Here is a 16,531-nt window from a genome sequence, read left to right on the forward strand (position 1 = left end):
GCAAGTCGTCGATCTTCCTTCAGGCGCATGAAACTTCCGTCAACTTTTGCCCACATTGCCTCGCTACAACGTAATGTATCGAGACGTCTTGCGGCGTCCAGGGTTTGAGTTAGGAACACACCATGACGGACAGCAGTGCTAATCCCCGTAATTACGGCGAGCGTCCGCTGCATGAAGACGATCCGCTAATGGAACTTTCGCGGATCATGGACTTCGGCGCGTCTGCTGATAACAACGTTGCGCGAAGTGAGTATCGTCCTGAGCCGAGTTTTGATTCTGGTGATGACGCGCTCTCTTTTGATTTAGAACGCGAACTTCTTGGCGATTTTGGTGATTTCGCAGAGCCGGAACAGCAGTCGGCTCCATTGGCGCAAACGCCATATCAGGACACACATTCCTATCAAAATGCAGAGCCTCAGCTTCAGGAAGATGATCTTGCGTCGGCACTTGAAGAAGAGTTCGATCTTCATCTGGATGGGAATGCTCCGGTTGCTCCAACCGAATCGTTTGATTTCGTGGAAACGGATCGCTCCGAACCTGTGCCGCAGTTTGACTACAATGATTATTCAGAAGCGCGTACGGCTTACGAAGAGAGCCATGCCGAACCCGGCTATGCCGAACCTGGTTATGCTGAGCCGCTTGCTGCCAGTGTACCATCTGAGCCTTTAGAGCAGGGCTATGTGGATTATAGTCCAGCCACTGCTTACCAGCCGTCAGAAGCTCCGTATGTCGATCCATATGCGAACGAATCAGCAGTAGGTACAACTGCAGGCGATGATTGGGAAGTTCAGTCTGCTGAGCCGTTTGATACCAGCTATGCCGCAGCACCTACCCATCAGGCGCTTTCGCTTGAAGATGAGCTTGAAAGCCTTCTGTTCAGTGACGAGCCACAGGCGACAACTGTTCCTGAAGCCATCTATGAAGATGAACCACAGCAGTTCGCAGCATATACGCCTCGTTACGAGGAGCCAGCCGCAGAAGCGCCGTCTTATGCTGAGCCTGCTCATCACGGCGACGTCGAGCTCGATTTCGATGCCTTTCAGCTTGATGACCCACAGACCTATGAGCCGGTAGAAGCGGCGGCAAATTTTGCGCCTGAACCACATGATACGCGCGAAGTTACTTCGCAAACGCAGGCTCCGATCTATCCGCATTACACGCTGAGCAACTTTGCGGCCGGTGCTGCTACGACAGGCGTACTTGCATCTGAACCTGTTCGGGCCGAAGTCGCTGGCTATGAACCGGAGCAGGCTGAGCTGGACGACGATTTTTCGTTCGACGACGATTTCTCGTTTGAGAATGAGCAGAACTTCGTACCTGTTGCCGCTGAGGCAACAGAAGACGATCTTTCGGGCCTTGATGAAATCTCTTTGAGTGAAGATGATTTCGGGTTTGAACCGTCAGGTGACGCTCCGTCGTCTGTCGCTGCCAATGATTCGAACTTCTTTAGCGAAGAAGACTTCTTCAATGCAGATGATCTCGATTTGGCGTCAGAAGTTGAAGACGAGCAGGTCGGTGAACCTGTTTATGCCCATGCGACCTACAATGAAGAAGAGGCGCATCCTGCAACTCCAACCTTCACCAATTACGCGGACCCACGTTCGGCTTTCGTTGCGCCTGCACCAGAAATTGAAACGCTGAGTGTCGCTGATAGCAAGGTTGAACAGACGCATTCGCTGGATTTGCCGGAAGTCAATTACGGCGAAGAAGAAGTAAATGCCGGTCTGACCGATCTGGAAACTGAATTTGCTGAAGTGTTCAACACTATCGGTGTTGATGAAACAGCCACAAAGACGGATGCGCAGAGCGAAGCCGACAAAGCTTTTGAGGATATTTTCCGTGAAAGCGCTTCGTCCTATATGCCAAATGCTGGCGTGGCAGCAGGTGCTGCTCTTGGTCTGGGTGCGGCAACGGCTGCAGCTGCGACCGCTTATGGACGCGCAAATCCAACAGCGCAGCCTCAGGCATCACAGGCCACTGTGGCAGATGCTGGTGGTAGCAGCGATGATTTCTATAATCATTGGGCTGCACAAGGTGCTCAGACGATAGAGAGCGGCGAATTCGGCACACGTGCTGCCATGCAGCCAGAAGACGATCTTGGCAGCGCTGCTGAGGCTTACCGCAATCGTCCGGTTCGTGGTCGTCGTGGTCTGATCCTCGCAAGTGTTGCAGGCATTGCGGTTCTCATTGGCGGCATCGGCTACCACTTCCTCGGTGGAAGCGGATCGGGTGAACCGGTTGTGATTCGCGCTGATAATCAGCCGATCAAAATACAGCCTGAAAATCCGGGTGGAGCGACTGTCCCTAATCAGGACAAGGCGGTCTATGATCGCGTCGCCGGTACATTGCCGAACAATCCAGAGCAAAAAGCTTTGATCTCTGCCGGTGAAGAGCCTGTTGATCTGGGCGCGCAGGATAATGATGCGGGTGCGAATGATTTCCCTGAGCCAAATCAGACGGCTGAAGCACCATCGAATTCCGGTCAGGATGCACCGCTGATCCAGCCGCGTGAAGTCGAAACGATGATCGTTCGTCCCGATGGCACAATCGTTCAGGCCCAGCAGCCTGCACCTGTGGCTCAGGCACCAGCGCCAACCAACGCAGTAAATCCAACAAATTCGGCAGGCCCAACAAACTTGGCAGGCAATGACGCACCAATTGCGCCACCTGCGGAAACCGATGAAATTGCAGCGCTTGCGGCTGGTAACGCACCGCAAGAGCCGGTTGCAAATACACCAGCGACGCAGCCAGCACCTGCAGCTCAGGCACCAGCAGCACCAGTTCGTGCGCCAGTCGTGCCATCGCGTCCAGCTGAACAGCCAACCAATATTGTTGGGAACGTGCCGCAACGCGCGCAGGCTCAGGCGCCTGCAACCGCTCCTGCTGCTCCTCAGGTCGCTTCTGCAGCCGGTGGTGGCTATTTCATCCAGATCGCTTCGCAGCCATCTGCTGAACTGGCACAGAAGTCCTATGCCAATATGGCGCAGCGTTATGGCAGCGTGATCGGCGGCCGTGCAGTGGACATCAAGCGTGCAGATATTCCGAACAAGGGCACTTATTACCGTGTTCGCGTTCAGGCAGGTTCGAAGGACGATGCCAATGCACTCTGCGGTCGCTTCAAGACTGCTGGCGGCAGCTGCTTCGTGACGCAGTAAGATTTGCCAGACGAAAAAACGAGAAGGGCGGCATAAGAGCGCCGTGCGTCCTTTCGGACGCACGGCGCTCTCAACTATTTTATCTACGCATCGTGCTTTACAAAAATCGATTCCGATTTTTGCGCCGATGCTGTAGCCGCTCTTTTTTCGTATGGCTACCATGACGGTGATTTTTCGGCTAAACCGCTATCACTGGTTTGAGCACAAACAGATCAAAGGAATGCTGCATGAAAGAGTGCAAGGCGTGGATTGCTGGCGTAGCAGGAACAAAGCTGACGCCTGATGAGGTGGCTTTTTTCCGTGACGAAAAGCCTTGGGGTTTCATTCTCTTTGCACGCAATGTGGAGAGCCTTGAACAGGTTGCAGAGCTAACCGCGCAACTGCGCGATGTGACCGACCGCCCTCAAACGCCTGTTTTCATTGATCAGGAAGGTGGTCGCGTTCAGCGGCTTCGCCCGCCACTCGTTCCGAACTACCCTGCGGCTGCACAAATTGGTGCGATCTATGATCGTGACAATGAAGCAGGTCTTCGTGCCGCCTGGCTTCATGCGCGCCTTCACGCTTTTGATCTTCTGAAAGTAGGCGTCAATGCTGATTGTCTGCCCGTTCTCGATGTTCCTATTGAAGGCGCACACGATGTAATCGGCGCGCGGGCCTATTCAAAGAACCCGCATAGCGTTGCTGCAATGGGGCGCTCTGCTGCCGAAGGGCTTCTTGCCGGTGGTGTGCTGCCTGTGGTGAAGCACATGCCTGGGCATGGCCGCGCATTCAGCGACACACACAAGGAACTGGCCCGCGTTGGTGTACCGCTCAGTGAACTGGTCGCGCATGACTTTGTGCCGTTCAAGGCGTTGAACGATCTTCCAATGGCAATGACGGCGCATGTTATCTTTGATTGCATCGATCCCAAGCGTCCATCGACTTTATCGCCGACAGTCATCAATACGATCATTCGCGATGTTATCCAGTTCGACGGTCTGGTCATCAGCGACGACATTTCGATGAAGGCACTCTCGGGCGATCTTGGCGATATTGCCGAAGGTATCACCGCTGCAGGCTGCGATATCGTTCTTTATTGTGCGGGCGTGATGGAAGAGCTGGTCAAGGTTGCCGCACGTGTTCCGGTTCTCGATGGTAAAGCTCGCAAACGTGCAGATCTGGCGGAAGTCTATGCAGGTGATCCGGATCTTTCTGATGAAATAGAGCTGCGCGAAGAGTTTGGACAAATGTTCGAACTGATGGCGTAACCGACAAAACTTGGTACACTAAAAAGGTTCGGTGAGATTTTCTCACCGATCAAATAATAAGCAGGACAAGCGGTTGGCTGGATCGGAAACGAACACAAATGGCAAAGACGGCACCAATGTGCCGATGGATGCCTTGTGGCAGGGCGAGACCGATCGCGCTGAAAGCGAACCTTCACTGCTGATCGACGTTCAGGGTTTTGAAGGGCCGCTCGATCTTTTGCTGCATCTGGCGCGCAACCAGCGTGTCGATCTGTCTCGGATTTCGGTGCTGGCACTCGCCGAACAGTATCTGGGTTTTGTGGAACAGGCGCAGGCCCTTAGTCTTGAACTGGCTGCTGACTATCTGGTCATGGCCGCATGGCTGGCCTACCTCAAGTCAAAATTGCTGATCCCCAAGCAGCAGGATGACGATGGTGCGACAGGCGAAGAACTGATCGCTTCGCTGCAATTCCGTTTGAAGCGGCTTGAAGCCATGCGCGATGCCGCAGCCAAGCTTGTAAACCGCAACCGGCTGGGCCGTGACGTTTTTGCACGTGGTATGCCGGAACTGGTGGTGGTTGATCGATCCAGCCAGTTTTCGGCCACGCTTTATGAACTACTGACTGCCTATGCTTCGCAACGTCAGCGACAGGCCGTATCGCATGTGCAGATCGAAAAGCGCGCCGTCTGGTCGCTGAAAGAGGCACGTGTCGCACTTGTGAGACTTATGGGATCGAGCGGAGACTGGGTCGCACTGGACCACTTTCTCATCAATTATGCGCTGACACCGCAGGAAAGAGCTTCCGCCTTGGCCAGTTCCTTTGCCGCAAGCCTTGAGCTGGTAAGAGAAGGTAAGCTGGAAGTGCGACAGAATGCACCTTTTGAGCCGATTTATATGCGCGTTGCAGGCGGATTAAGTGAACTTGATGAGGACGAAAATGTCTGAAGCGGAAGTGGCAATGGATGATTATGACGATGATGTTCAACATCCAGCTTCGCCCATGGCCTTGGCGGAACTCGCACGGATGGCAGAAGCGATAATCTTCGCTTCGTCTGAACCGGTTTCTGAACGCGCACTGGCAGAGCGGTTGCCGGTTAATACCGATTTGTCGGCAATATTAGAGCATCTGCAAAAGGTTTATGAGGGGCGTGGCGTCCATCTGGTTCAGGTCGGCACGGCCTGGGCTTTTCGCACGGCATCCGATCTTGGCTTTCTCATGAGCCGTGAGACGGTTCAGCAGCGCAAGCTTTCGCGCGCTGCAATGGAAGTCCTTGCGATCATTGCATATCATCAACCTGTCACACGCGCCGAGCTCGAAGATATTCGTGGTGTGGAAACCTCCAAGGGCACGCTGGATGTGCTTATGGAAACGGGTTGGATCAAACTGCGTGGTCGCCGTCGTACGCCCGGGCGTCCTGTGACTTATGGCACGACAGATACATTTCTGGATCATTTTGGCTTGCCGGAGATACGTGATCTGCCGGGTCTGGAAGAGCTGCGAGGGGCAGGGTTGTTGTCTGCGCGCATACCGTCCAGTTTCTCTGTGCCGGTTCCGAATGTCGACCCGGATGAACTCACAGACGATGAAGAGCCGCTTGAAGATATAGATCTTGAAGGTTTGGGGCTGCTGGCGCCCCGAGGAGATTGATGGGAAATTTGAGCTGCAACAAATAAAATCGTTGTAACTTCGTTCACTGTCACACTTCTGTTTGAAAGATTTGGTGAAAGCGCTTAAATCGTATTCAGCATTATAGGAATAAGCCGTGTCGCAACGGCGATGAGAGGAATGAAATGGGTAGCTTTTCTATCTGGCACTGGCTGATCGTTCTCGCAGTTGTGCTGCTTCTGTTTGGCCGTGGCAAAATCCCTGAACTGATGGGTGATGTTGCAAAGGGTATCAAGAACTTCAAGCAGGGCATGTCTGAAGAAGACGCTGCTAAGGAAGATGCCAAGGCGGATGCACGGACAATTGATGCCAAGGCGGATGAAACCGTCAATGACGTCAAGAAGACGACAAAATCCTGATCTGATGTAAAGGATGCTGCGTGCAATATGGTGCGCAGCATGTTTTGCCATGAAGGCATGATCCAGCGAATTGGAAGTCACTTCCCGAAGATCGTGTGTAATAACAACAGGTTGATTGCGACCGCATCTTGATTGAAGATGTGTTTGCAATCTGGATTGCGGTTTTCCGCCGAAAGACGGGACGCGCGCGTCAGAAGCGCGGAGTATCAAATTATGTTCGATATCGGTTGGTCTGAACTGCTGATAATCGCGATTGTGATGATCGTGGTGGTTGGCCCCAAGGATTTGCCGAAGATGCTCAGAGCTTTCGGCAAAGCGACGGCGCGTATGCGCAGCACTGCTAACGAGTTCCGGCATCAGTTCAACGAGGCCTTGAAAGAAGCCGAACTCGAAGACGTGAAGAATATCGTCGACGAGGCTCGCAAGCTTGATCCGCGCTCGAAACTCACGCAGGTCTTTGATCCGATTCGCAGCGCCGGTGAGGATATTCGCTCCGGTCTTCAGTCTACGACATCCATGTCGCCTGCTGAGCCTGCAAAGGTGGCTGAGGTGACAACGCCTGTTGAAGCCAGTGGTGCGACTGTTCCCGTTGAAGCTCCAGCAGAAAAGCCTGCAGCCAAGCCAAAGACGGCGCGGAAGAAGGCGGCTCCTGCTGCTGCAGAAGCGCCAGCGGCGTCCAAGCCTGTTAGTCGGAAAGCTGCGACTGCCAAGCCAAAAGCAAGCGTCAAAGCTGAACCCGCTGCAAAGCCTGCTGCGCCAAAAAAGGCGTCTCCAGCAAAGGCAGCAACGGTGAAAACAGACACTCCCGCCAAGAAGACCACGAAAAAGACGACTGAAAAGACAGGAAGCAAAGCGTGAAACGGGACGAGGACGAAATTGAACAGAGCGCTGCTCCTCTGCTCGAACACCTTATCGAACTGCGCCGCCGCCTGATCTGGGCGATTTTGGCGTTTTTCATTGCTTTTATTCTTTGTTTTGCCTTTGCAAAACATCTCTTCAATCTGCTTGTCGTTCCCTATCAATGGGCGCTCGACTGGGCTGGAATGGACCGCTCGAAAGCCGAACTGATCTATACCGCACCGCAGGAATTCTTCTTCACGCAGGTCAAGGTCGCGATGTTCGGCGGTGTTGTTCTGGCGTTCCCGATTATCGCTGCGCAGATTTACAAGTTTGTGGCTCCCGGCCTCTACAAGCATGAGCGCATGGCGTTTCTGCCATTCCTTATTGCTTCGCCGATATTGTTTCTGACCGGCGGCGCTCTCGTCTATTTCTTCTTCACGCCGATGGTTATGTGGTTCTTCCTGGCCATGCAGCAGACGGGTGGCAATGGTGAAGTGCAGATTTCACTTCTGCCAAAAGTTTCCGAATATCTGAGCCTCATCATGACGCTCATTTTTGCTTTCGGTCTGGTCTTCCAGTTACCAGTTGTCACGAGCCTTATGGCCCGCGTCGGGTTGGTTACGTCTGCGGGCCTGAAGGATAAGCGCAAATATGCGATTGTTATTGCCTTCGTGGTGGCTGCGGTTTTGACACCACCTGATCCGGCAAGCCAGATCGGTCTTGCCTTGCCGACGATCCTTCTCTACGAGATTTCCATCATATTGGCCCGCATGATCGAGAAGAAGAGGGATGAGGCGAAGGATGAAGCTGAGGCTGAAGCTGAAGACAACGCCCCCACTTCCTGATCCGGACATATGTTAAACAGAGGCTGCATGATCGCAGCCTCTCTTTCTGTTAAATTTCATGAAACGGCTTTTCCCATGCTCGATATCAAATGGATTCGCGAAAACCCCGAAGCTCTCGACAAGGCGCTTGCCAAGCGCGGAGCAGGGCCACTCTCGTCCGAACTGATCGCGCTTGACGAAAAGCGCCGCGAACATGTCGGCAAAGTTCAGGCTGCGCAGGAGCGTCGCAATGCGGCATCCAAGGAAATCGGCAAAGCAATGGCCGAAAAGGATGCGGCGACTGCTGACAAACTCAAGGCTGAAGTCGGCGAGTTGAAGACTTTCCTTGCCGATGCTGAAGAAGAAGAACGTCGTCTGGTCAAGGAACTGAACGACGCGCTTTCGAGCCTTCCAAATGTTCCGGCTGATGACGTGCCGCTCGGTAAAGACGAGGCAGATAATGTCGAAATCCGTCGCGTCGGCAATCAGCGTAATTTCTCGTTCCAGCCGAAAGAACATTATGAGCTGGGTGAGGCGCTTGGTTACATGGACTTTGAACGTGCCGCGAAGATCGCAGGTGCACGTTTCACTGTTCTCAAAGGCCCGTTGGCCCGTCTTGAGCGCGCACTTGGTCAGTTCATGCTTGATCTGCACACCACCGAGAACGGCTATATGGAAACCATGCCGCCGCTGATGGTGCGCGACGAAGCCGTTTATGGCACAGGTCAGCTGCCGAAGTTTTCGGAAGACTTGTTCCGCACGACGGATGGTCGTTGGCTGATCCCAACTGCTGAAGTCCCGTTGACCAATCTGGTTGCAGACGAAATTGTCGATCTGAAGACTTTGCCGCAGCGTTATACGGCGCTCACACCTTGCTTCCGTTCGGAAGCGGGTTCGGCTGGTCGCGATACGCGCGGTATGCTGCGTCAGCATCAGTTTCTCAAGGTTGAGATGGTGTCGATTACTGATGCGGACAGCTCCGCAGCTGAACATGAGCGCATGACGGCCTGTGCAGAAGAAGTGCTGAAGCGTCTTGGTCTGCCATTCCGCACTGTCGTTCTTTGTACGGGTGACATGGGCTTCGGCGCGCAGAAGACTTACGACATCGAAGTATGGATGCCGGGCCAGAACGCCTATCGCGAAATTTCAAGCTGCTCGGTTTGTGGTGACTTCCAGGGACGTCGTATGAATGCGCGCTATCGTCCGGAAGGCGAAAAGGCCACGCGTTTTGTTCATACGCTGAATGGTTCGGGCGTTGCTGTCGGTCGCGCTCTGATTGCTGTGATGGAAAATTATCAGCAGGAAGACGGCAGCATTCATATTCCTGAAGCATTGCAGCCATACATGGGCGGCCTCACGCGCATCGAGAAAGCTGCGTGACATATAACATTTGACGATCTGAATGAAGGAGTGACGACGTGCGAATTCTGCTAACGAACGATGACGGTATCCATGCTGAAGGCCTCGCAGTTCTGGAGCGTATCGCACGCCAAATCTCGGATGATGTTTGGGTCGTAGCCCCTGAAACAGACCAGAGCGGCCTCGCGCATTCATTGACTTTGTCCGAGCCGCTTCGTCTGCGGCAGATCGATGATCGTCATTTCGCGCTACGCGGCACGCCGACTGATTGTGTGATCATGGGCGTTCGGCATGTTCTGCCGGAAGCGCCGGACCTCATCCTGTCTGGTGTCAACTCCGGTGCGAACATGGCTGATGATGTGACCTATTCCGGCACTGTTGCTGGCGCCATGGAAGGCACGCTTCTTGGTGTTAAGGCAATCGCGCTGTCGCAGGAATATGAATATGAAGGCGACCGCCGCATCGTTCCCTGGGAAACGGCAGAAACGCATGCACCTGCGCTGATCAAGAAGCTTATCGAAGCGGGTTGGCCTGAAGGCGTTCTGCTGAACCTGAATTTCCCGAACTGTGACCCGGATGAAGTCAAGGGCACGCGCGTAACGGCACAGGGTAAGCTCAGCCACGATGCGCGTCTTGATGAGCGTCGTGACGGTCGTGGCTTCCCATATTTCTGGCTGCAGTTTGGTCGCACGAAAGCAGAAGTTGCAAGTGATAGCGATATCGCAGCCATCCGTGCTGATTATATCTCTGTAACGCCGCTGCAACTTGATCTGACCGCACAGAAAGCGCGGGCTGAACTCAGCAAGGCACTTGAGGTTGAAGCATGAATCAGGCTGTGTCTGAACGCCAGCAGCTTTCGGACAGGGAAGGATTTGCATCCTTCGTCATGCGCATGCGAGCGCGGGGCATCAATGATGCCCGGCTCTTTGCTGCAATTGAATCGACGCCGCGTCAAAGCTTCATGGGTTCGTCATGGGCGCATCTTTCATTTAGCCAGCGTACTGCACCGCTCGATTGCGGCGAGTATATCGAAGGCATCGACGATCAGGCGCGTGTCATTGCGGCACTTCAATTAGAATCAGGCCATCGTGTATTGGAAATCGGCACCGGCTCTGGCTTTACCGCTGCGGTCATGTCCATGCTTTCAGGCCGCGTCACGACAGTCGAGCGCTATCGCAAATTATGTGACCGCGCTTTGCAGCAGTTTGTGACGCTGAAGCGCGAAAACATCATGGTTAAGCATGCCGATGGTCGCCATGGCATGCCGGGTGGACCGTTTGATCGCATTGTGATCTGGCTGGCTTGCGAAGAGATTCCTCGTCATTTCGTGGAGCTTCTGGCGACCCATGGTGTGTTGGTGGCACCAGTAGGTTCGGGCGACGGTCAACAAATGATGACACGCATCGCAAAGGTCGGTAGCCGTTTCGAGCAGGAAAACATCATGCCCGTTCGCTATCAGCCATTTATCGAAGGTATGTCCTCCGTTTTGTGAGGACTTAGAGCATTTCCTGTTTTGATTGAATCATTGGAAATGCTCTATCTGTTTGTTTTTAAGCATGTCTTTATCCCGAAACCGGTTCCCACTTTCGGGAGACATGCTCTAGAAGCTTCCGTTAATTTCTTATCCAGCGCCGTCATGCATCAACCCGATGCAGCGGCGTTTTGGGTTGGCCAATAACAGTCCAGTTCAGCTGTTTTCATGTCGACAGAAAGCGCTTTTGTGCGCTTATGGTATTTAATTGGTGAATATTTTTTCGAAGAAATCTCGATTCTTAACCAGCGAGTAACATTAACGCGTTTTAATGAGTCCAAGTGAGTATTAGAGTATGGGCGAGTTGAACATGCGTTTTCCAATATTGCAGCATACGTCCGAACGCCTCCTGCGGAATGCAGCGATCGTTCTGATTGCCGGTTTTGGTGCAGGGTGCAGCGCCGATACGATGCGCTTCACGGATGGTCTTTATACTGGCTCCACGTCTAATCAGCGTGTTGTGCAACAACAGCCTGCCGGCGATGTTTATGCATCTGCGCCGGTGGCAGCCGCCCAGCCGGTTTCGAGCGGCTCGGTTCAGCGTAACAGTCTGCCGCCAGTGTCTTCTGCGCCGGTTGCAGCTGCGGCAACGCAGGCACAGAATCAGGTGTATCAGGCGCAAAATACTGCTGCCAATCGTGTGAATGGCGCCGTGAATAATGCTGGAACTCAGGTGGCAAGCGCTGCTGGTGCTGCGAACAACGCAGCCGCGAATGCGAAATCCAATGTTCTCGGACAGTTGCCTGCAACGGCAAATGGCGTTCCGTTGCCAGCCGCCAACCATGCCGCTGCACCGCAGGCGCAAACTCCTGTTGTAGCTGCGCAAACTGTCGCAGCAGGCGGTGCCTACACAGTTAAGTCGGGCGATTCGCTTTTCTCTATCGCACAGAAGCACAATGTGCCGGTTGACAAGCTGAAGCAGGCAAATGGCCTTACCAACGGTGCAATCCGTGTCGGTCAGTCTCTGGCAATTCCATCCGCAGCAGGTGGCGCAACGCAGGTTGCAGCTGTTTCTCCGCAGCCAGCAAAGCCAGCAGCCGCAGCGCCAGTGCAAACTGCATCGATTGCGCCTGATGCGGCATCGAATGTGAAGCCTTATACGCCGCCGCAGGCGAGCAACAAGGTGATCGAAGACGCAGAGAAGGATCAGTCGGCTGCTCCGTCCTCAACCGGTATTTCGCAGATGCGTTGGCCTGTTCGTGGTCGCGTTCTCACGAGCTTCGGCCAGCGTGAAGGTACTTCCGTTAATGACGGTATCGACATTATGGTTCCGGAAGGCACCGCCGTTAAAGCTGCTGAAAATGGCGTCGTCATCTATGCAGGCGACGGCTTGAAGGAATTCGGTCAGACGGTTCTGATCCGCCACGACAATGGGCTGGTTACAGTCTATGGCCATAACAGCCAGATTCTCGTACAGCGTGGTCAGAAGGTTCGTCGCGGTGAAGATATTGCGAAGTCCGGTATGAGCGGTAATGCGAAATCACCTAAGCTGCACTTCGAAGTGCGCAAGAACTCTTCTCCGGTCAATCCGTCCAAGTATCTGGAATCCTGATAGGAAATGGTCACTGAAATAAGACAGGCGGGTCTCTGACCCGCCTTTTTCTTTAGAGCGCCGCGCGCCTTCTTCGGCGCATAAAGCACGATGCTATAGAGCGGTTTACATTGCTTTGCCGAGACGGCCGGCAAGATCCTGAATATACTGCCACGCTACACGACCCGAACGATTACCGCGCGTTGTCGACCAGGTCAGTGCTTCTGCGTGCATCGTCTGCGGATCATAATCCAGCTTGTAGTGCGCTGCATAACCATCAACCATGGCGAGATAGTCGTCCTGGCTGCATTTGTGGAAACCGAGCCACAGGCCGAAACGATCCGACAGTGACACTTTTTCCTCAATGGCTTCAGACGGATTGACGGCCGTTGAACGCTCATTGTCAATCATATCGCGCGGCATCAGATGGCGGCGATTGGACGTTGCATAGAAGATCACATTGTCCGGACGCCCTTCGACTCCACCTTCGAGTGCTGCCTTCAGCGATTTGTAGGACGTGTCATCGTGATCGAAAGAAAGGTCGTCGCAGAACAGGATAAACCGATACGGCGTTTCCTTGATGATGTTCATCAGGGCAGGGAGGCTGTCGATATCTTCGCGATGAATTTCTACGAGTTTGAGCGGCAGCTTGTCGGTCTGTTCTGCATTGACGCTGGCTTGAGCTGCTTTGACGAGCGATGATTTGCCCATGCCGCGTGCGCCCCAGAGCAGGACATTGTTGGCCGGGTAGCCTTTTGCAAAGCGTCGGGTATTGTCAACAAGCTGGTCCCGCACCAAATCAACGCCACGAATGAGCGAGATATCGACGCGATTAACGCGGCTGACGGGGCCGAGTGTTAGACGCTCGGGCGCCCAGACGAAGCAATCGGCTGCTTCAAGGTCGGGTACAGTCGGTTGTGGTGGAGCAATACGCTCCAGTGCAGCGATCAGTCGGTCCAGTTTCTGGCTGAGTATATTTTCGGTCGTCATTCCAAGCCCTCAAATAGTGAGGATCAGGGCTTAACATGCCACAGCGGGCGGGAAAAGTGTGCGACCTTGGCGCAGTAGGGCCTTCGCCGGTTGCAATTGACGCGCTAACCATTGTAATGCCGTAAAGAATTTGTCTTCGAGACTTCAGAGGAGTTCCCAATGTTCGTAACACCGGCTTTTGCACAAGCCTCCGGCGGCGGCGCCGGGCCAGACATGCTCATGAGCATTCTGCCTTTCGTTCTGATCTTTGTAATCATGTACTTTCTCATCATTCGCCCACAGCGGACCCAGATGAAGAAGCGTCAGGAAATGCTGGCAGCAGTTCGTCGCGGCGATACGGTTGTGACCGGTGGCGGCATTGTCGGTAAGGTCCAGAAGGTCCACGACGACGGCGAACTCGACGTTGAAATCGCTGAAGGCGTTAAGATTCGCGTTCTGCGCAGCGCTCTTTCCGAAGTGCGCGTTAAGGGCGAACCAGTCGCCGACAACAAGAACAAGTAAATTTTATCAGACTGCACGGGCCTCGGTAAGGTTTCCATAACCGGGGTCTGATCAGTAAAGTATTTCCAGCAAAAGTGCGAAGCGGTTTTGCGTGGGATAATGCTCAAGAACGAAAAAGCTAGAGCGGTTCCAACAATTCAATTTTAACTGGAACCGCTCTATCGTGCATGGGCCACACCTGATTGTGGTTCATTCGCCCAAGCTGGAGAGCCGTTTGCAACAAGTGCGCTCCGGCACGCTCTATCCAAGCCGAAACGGAATTGCTGCTCTATGCTTTATTTTTCACGTTGGAAATCGGCTCTGATTTGGTTGGCAATACTTGCCAGCTTCCTCATTGCATCGCCTAATTTTTTCTCGCGTGAAACACTGGCAAATCTGCCCGGATTTTTGCCCACAAAGCAGGTCGCGCTTGGACTTGATCTTTCCGGTGGTTCCCGTCTTGTCCTTCAGGTGCAGAATGCTGGCAGGGGCGATCTCGATCGCACCAAAGAAATCATGCGCCAACGCCTCGAAGAACTCGGTTATGGTAATCCCATTGTCGAGGAAGAGGGGCGTAATCGCATTCGGGTTGAAGTTCCCGGCCTTTATGATGCTCAGCTTCTAAAAGATATTCTCAGCATTCGCGGCAATCTTTCCTTCCGCGCGGTCGATGACAGTGTGTCGCCCGACGATGCTATTCGCGGAACGCCGCCTGCCGACAGCACCGTTGTTTATTCCTATGATGACCCGCCTATCGGTTATCTTGTGAAAAATGAGCCAGTGTTTACAGGCGCAGACGTTACGGATGCCAAAGCGACACTTTCCGAAGACGACAATGAGCCGATCATTACGCTGACGCTGGATGAGAAGGGGCGCAGCAATCTCGCTGCAGCGACCGCTCAGGCTATCGGCAAAAGCTTTGCAATCGTCGTCGATAATCAGGTTGTTTCCGCACCCGTTGTGGACGAACCGCTCGATACGAATGAATTGCAGATTTCAGGCGCGTTCGATCTGCAGTCCGCCAACAATATGTCGGTTGTTCTGCGTTCCGGCGCTCTGCCAAAGGCAGTTTCTGTTCTGGAAGAACGCACAATTGCTTCGGCACTCGGTGATGACTACGCGAGCGCTGCAGTTTCTGCAGCTCTGCTGGCTGCTCTTCTTGTCGGTCTTTTCATGGTGCTGTCCTACGGCATCCTTGGCGTCATCGCCATGGTGGCGCTTGCCGTCAACATGATCATTTTGGTGGCGATCATATCGCTGATTGGCGCATCTATTACTCTGGCAAGTGTTGCGGGTATCGTGCTGATTATCGGCATGGCGGTTGACGCCAATATTCTGATTTATGAGCGCGTGCGCGAAGATCGCCGCAAGGGCTATTCCGTTGTTCAGGCGATGGAATCGGGCTTCTATCGCGCTCTTTCGACCATCGTGGACGCAAATTTAACGACGATGATTGCAGCGCTTGTGCTGTTTCTGATGGGCTCCGGCCCGGTTCATGGCTTTGCGCTCACCGTTACAATCGGTATTCTGACGACGCTGTTCACGACGCTGACCTTCACGCGCTTGTTGATTGCCCAATGGGTGCGCACGGCGAAGCCGAAAGAAATCCCCAAGCGCCGTCTGAAGCTGGTGCCCACTGTTACACATATTCCGTTCATGCGCCTTCAGTTCGTAACGCTTGGCATTTCGGTTCTGGCGAGTGCGATCGTTGTGGCACTTTTCGTTAATATCGGCCTCAATTACGGCATCGATTTCCGTGGCGGTTCGATGGTGGAATTGCAGGCACGTAGCGGCGATGCAAATCTGCCGGATATCGAAGAACGCATGAGCGAGCTCAATATCGACAGCGCGCGCGTTCTGCCTGCCAAGTCACCGCGTTCGGCGCTCGTAATTATCGGCAGTCAGGAAGTGGGCGACGACGCGGAGCAGACTGTTGCCGTCAAACTGCGTGGCGAGTTCGAACAGGATTATTCGTTCCAACGCGTCGAGGTTGTTGGTCCAACGGTTTCGGAACAGCTGTCACAGGCCGGACTTCTGGCGCTGTTCCTCTCGCTGGCTGGTATCTTCATCTATGTCTGGATAAGATTCCGCTGGCAGCTGGCTCTCGGTGCGGTTCTTTCGACCCTGCATGATGTTATCATTCTGGCTGGCGTGTTTATTGTTTTCCGAATGGAATTCAATCTGTGGAGTGTTGCGGCAGTCCTGACGATTATTGGCTACTCGCTCAACGATACCATCGTGATTTACGACCGTGTGCGTGAAAACTTGAAGCGTTATAGTAGCGCGCCATTGCCCGCGATTATCGACGCCTCCATCAATCAGACATTGTCGCGTACTTTGCCAACCGCTTTTGTGACTTTCATTGCGCATATTCCGCTCTATATGTTCGGTGGAGCGGATATCCGCATGTTCGCATTGGCGCTTAGCGTCGGCATTATCGTGGCGACTTACTCCTCGATCTTTATTGCAGCACCTCTGCTTGTACAGTTTGGCCTCAAGCCACGTGCAGCCGATGGTGACGATGCAATGGGCGATGATCTCGCACAGTCGCTCAATCTGGACAGTTAGA

14 protein-coding genes are annotated in these 16,531 nt (G+C 53.7%); 13 read left to right on the plus strand and 1 reads right to left on the minus strand.

The features are described from left to right. The first annotated feature begins 122 nt into the window (after window positions 1–122). The 11 genes from C9380_RS05545 (at window position 123) to dipM (ending at window position 12,513) form a co-directional block, all read left to right on the plus strand. Window positions 123–3,155, plus strand: coding sequence for an SPOR domain-containing protein (locus tag C9380_RS05545; protein ID WP_128093177.1), 3,033 nt, complete (start codon window positions 123–125; stop codon window positions 3,153–3,155). A 227-nt stretch (window positions 3,156–3,382) separates the two neighbouring features. Continuing rightward, window positions 3,383–4,402 (plus strand): beta-N-acetylhexosaminidase, encoded by a 1,020-nt coding sequence (gene nagZ / locus C9380_RS05550; protein WP_128093178.1) that lies wholly within the window; start codon window positions 3,383–3,385, stop codon window positions 4,400–4,402. A 124-nt stretch (window positions 4,403–4,526) separates the two neighbouring features. After that, a complete protein-coding gene (locus C9380_RS05555; protein ID WP_374844426.1) occupies window positions 4,527–5,327 on the plus strand; it encodes a segregation and condensation protein A in 801 nt (266 codons plus the stop codon). After that, a complete protein-coding gene (gene scpB, locus C9380_RS05560; RefSeq protein ID WP_100559133.1) occupies window positions 5,320–6,030 on the plus strand; it encodes an SMC-Scp complex subunit ScpB in 711 nt (236 codons plus the stop codon). The genes C9380_RS05555 and scpB overlap by 8 nt, the downstream gene beginning before the upstream one ends. 143 nt (window positions 6,031–6,173) lie before the next feature. Continuing rightward, entirely contained in the window at window positions 6,174–6,407 is a 234-nt protein-coding gene (locus tag C9380_RS05565) for a twin-arginine translocase TatA/TatE family subunit (RefSeq protein WP_024896600.1), read from the plus strand. A 213-nt stretch (window positions 6,408–6,620) separates the two neighbouring features. After that, window positions 6,621–7,265 (plus strand): Sec-independent protein translocase protein TatB, encoded by a 645-nt coding sequence (gene tatB, locus C9380_RS05570; RefSeq protein WP_111787624.1) that lies wholly within the window; start codon window positions 6,621–6,623, stop codon window positions 7,263–7,265. Continuing rightward, on the plus strand, window positions 7,262–8,092 hold the full coding sequence (gene tatC / locus C9380_RS05575) for a twin-arginine translocase subunit TatC (protein ID WP_128093179.1): 831 nt from the start codon (window positions 7,262–7,264) through the stop codon (window positions 8,090–8,092). The genes tatB and tatC overlap by 4 nt, the downstream gene beginning before the upstream one ends. 75 nt (window positions 8,093–8,167) lie before the next feature. After that, entirely contained in the window at window positions 8,168–9,451 is a 1,284-nt protein-coding gene (gene serS, locus C9380_RS05580) for a serine--tRNA ligase (RefSeq protein ID WP_128093180.1), read from the plus strand. A 38-nt stretch (window positions 9,452–9,489) separates the two neighbouring features. Then, window positions 9,490–10,257, plus strand: coding sequence for a 5'/3'-nucleotidase SurE (surE, locus tag C9380_RS05585; RefSeq protein ID WP_128093181.1), 768 nt, complete (start codon window positions 9,490–9,492; stop codon window positions 10,255–10,257). After that, a complete protein-coding gene (locus C9380_RS05590) occupies window positions 10,254–10,922 on the plus strand; it encodes a protein-L-isoaspartate(D-aspartate) O-methyltransferase (RefSeq protein WP_024896604.1) in 669 nt (222 codons plus the stop codon). The genes surE and C9380_RS05590 overlap by 4 nt, the downstream gene beginning before the upstream one ends. Before the next feature lie 334 nt (window positions 10,923–11,256). Further along, on the plus strand, window positions 11,257–12,513 hold the full coding sequence (gene dipM, locus C9380_RS05595) for a cell division endopeptidase DipM (protein WP_128093182.1): 1,257 nt from the start codon (window positions 11,257–11,259) through the stop codon (window positions 12,511–12,513). Between the two features lie 105 nt (window positions 12,514–12,618). Here the strand turns inward: dipM and C9380_RS05600 are convergent, their stop codons facing one another. Next, window positions 12,619–13,482 carry an ATP-binding protein gene (locus C9380_RS05600; RefSeq protein WP_128093183.1) on the minus strand — a complete coding sequence of 288 codons (864 nt, stop codon included), beginning with the start codon at window positions 13,480–13,482 and terminating at the stop codon, window positions 12,619–12,621. A gap of 159 nt (window positions 13,483–13,641) precedes the next feature. Between C9380_RS05600 and yajC the strand changes: the two genes are divergently transcribed. Beyond that, window positions 13,642–13,983 carry a preprotein translocase subunit YajC gene (yajC, locus tag C9380_RS05605; RefSeq protein WP_024896607.1) on the plus strand — a complete coding sequence of 114 codons (342 nt, stop codon included), beginning with the start codon at window positions 13,642–13,644 and terminating at the stop codon, window positions 13,981–13,983. Between the two features lie 147 nt (window positions 13,984–14,130). After that, window positions 14,131–16,530: a protein translocase subunit SecDF gene (gene secDF, locus C9380_RS05610; RefSeq protein ID WP_374844425.1), complete on the plus strand. Its 2,400-nt coding sequence runs from the start codon at window positions 14,131–14,133 to the stop codon at window positions 16,528–16,530. Window position 16,531: the final 1 nt, after the last annotated feature.

Origin of the sequence: Brucella pituitosa (assembly GCF_003049685.1) — a bacterium.
GTDB classification, from domain to species: Bacteria; Pseudomonadota; Alphaproteobacteria; order Rhizobiales; family Rhizobiaceae; genus Brucella; species Brucella pituitosa.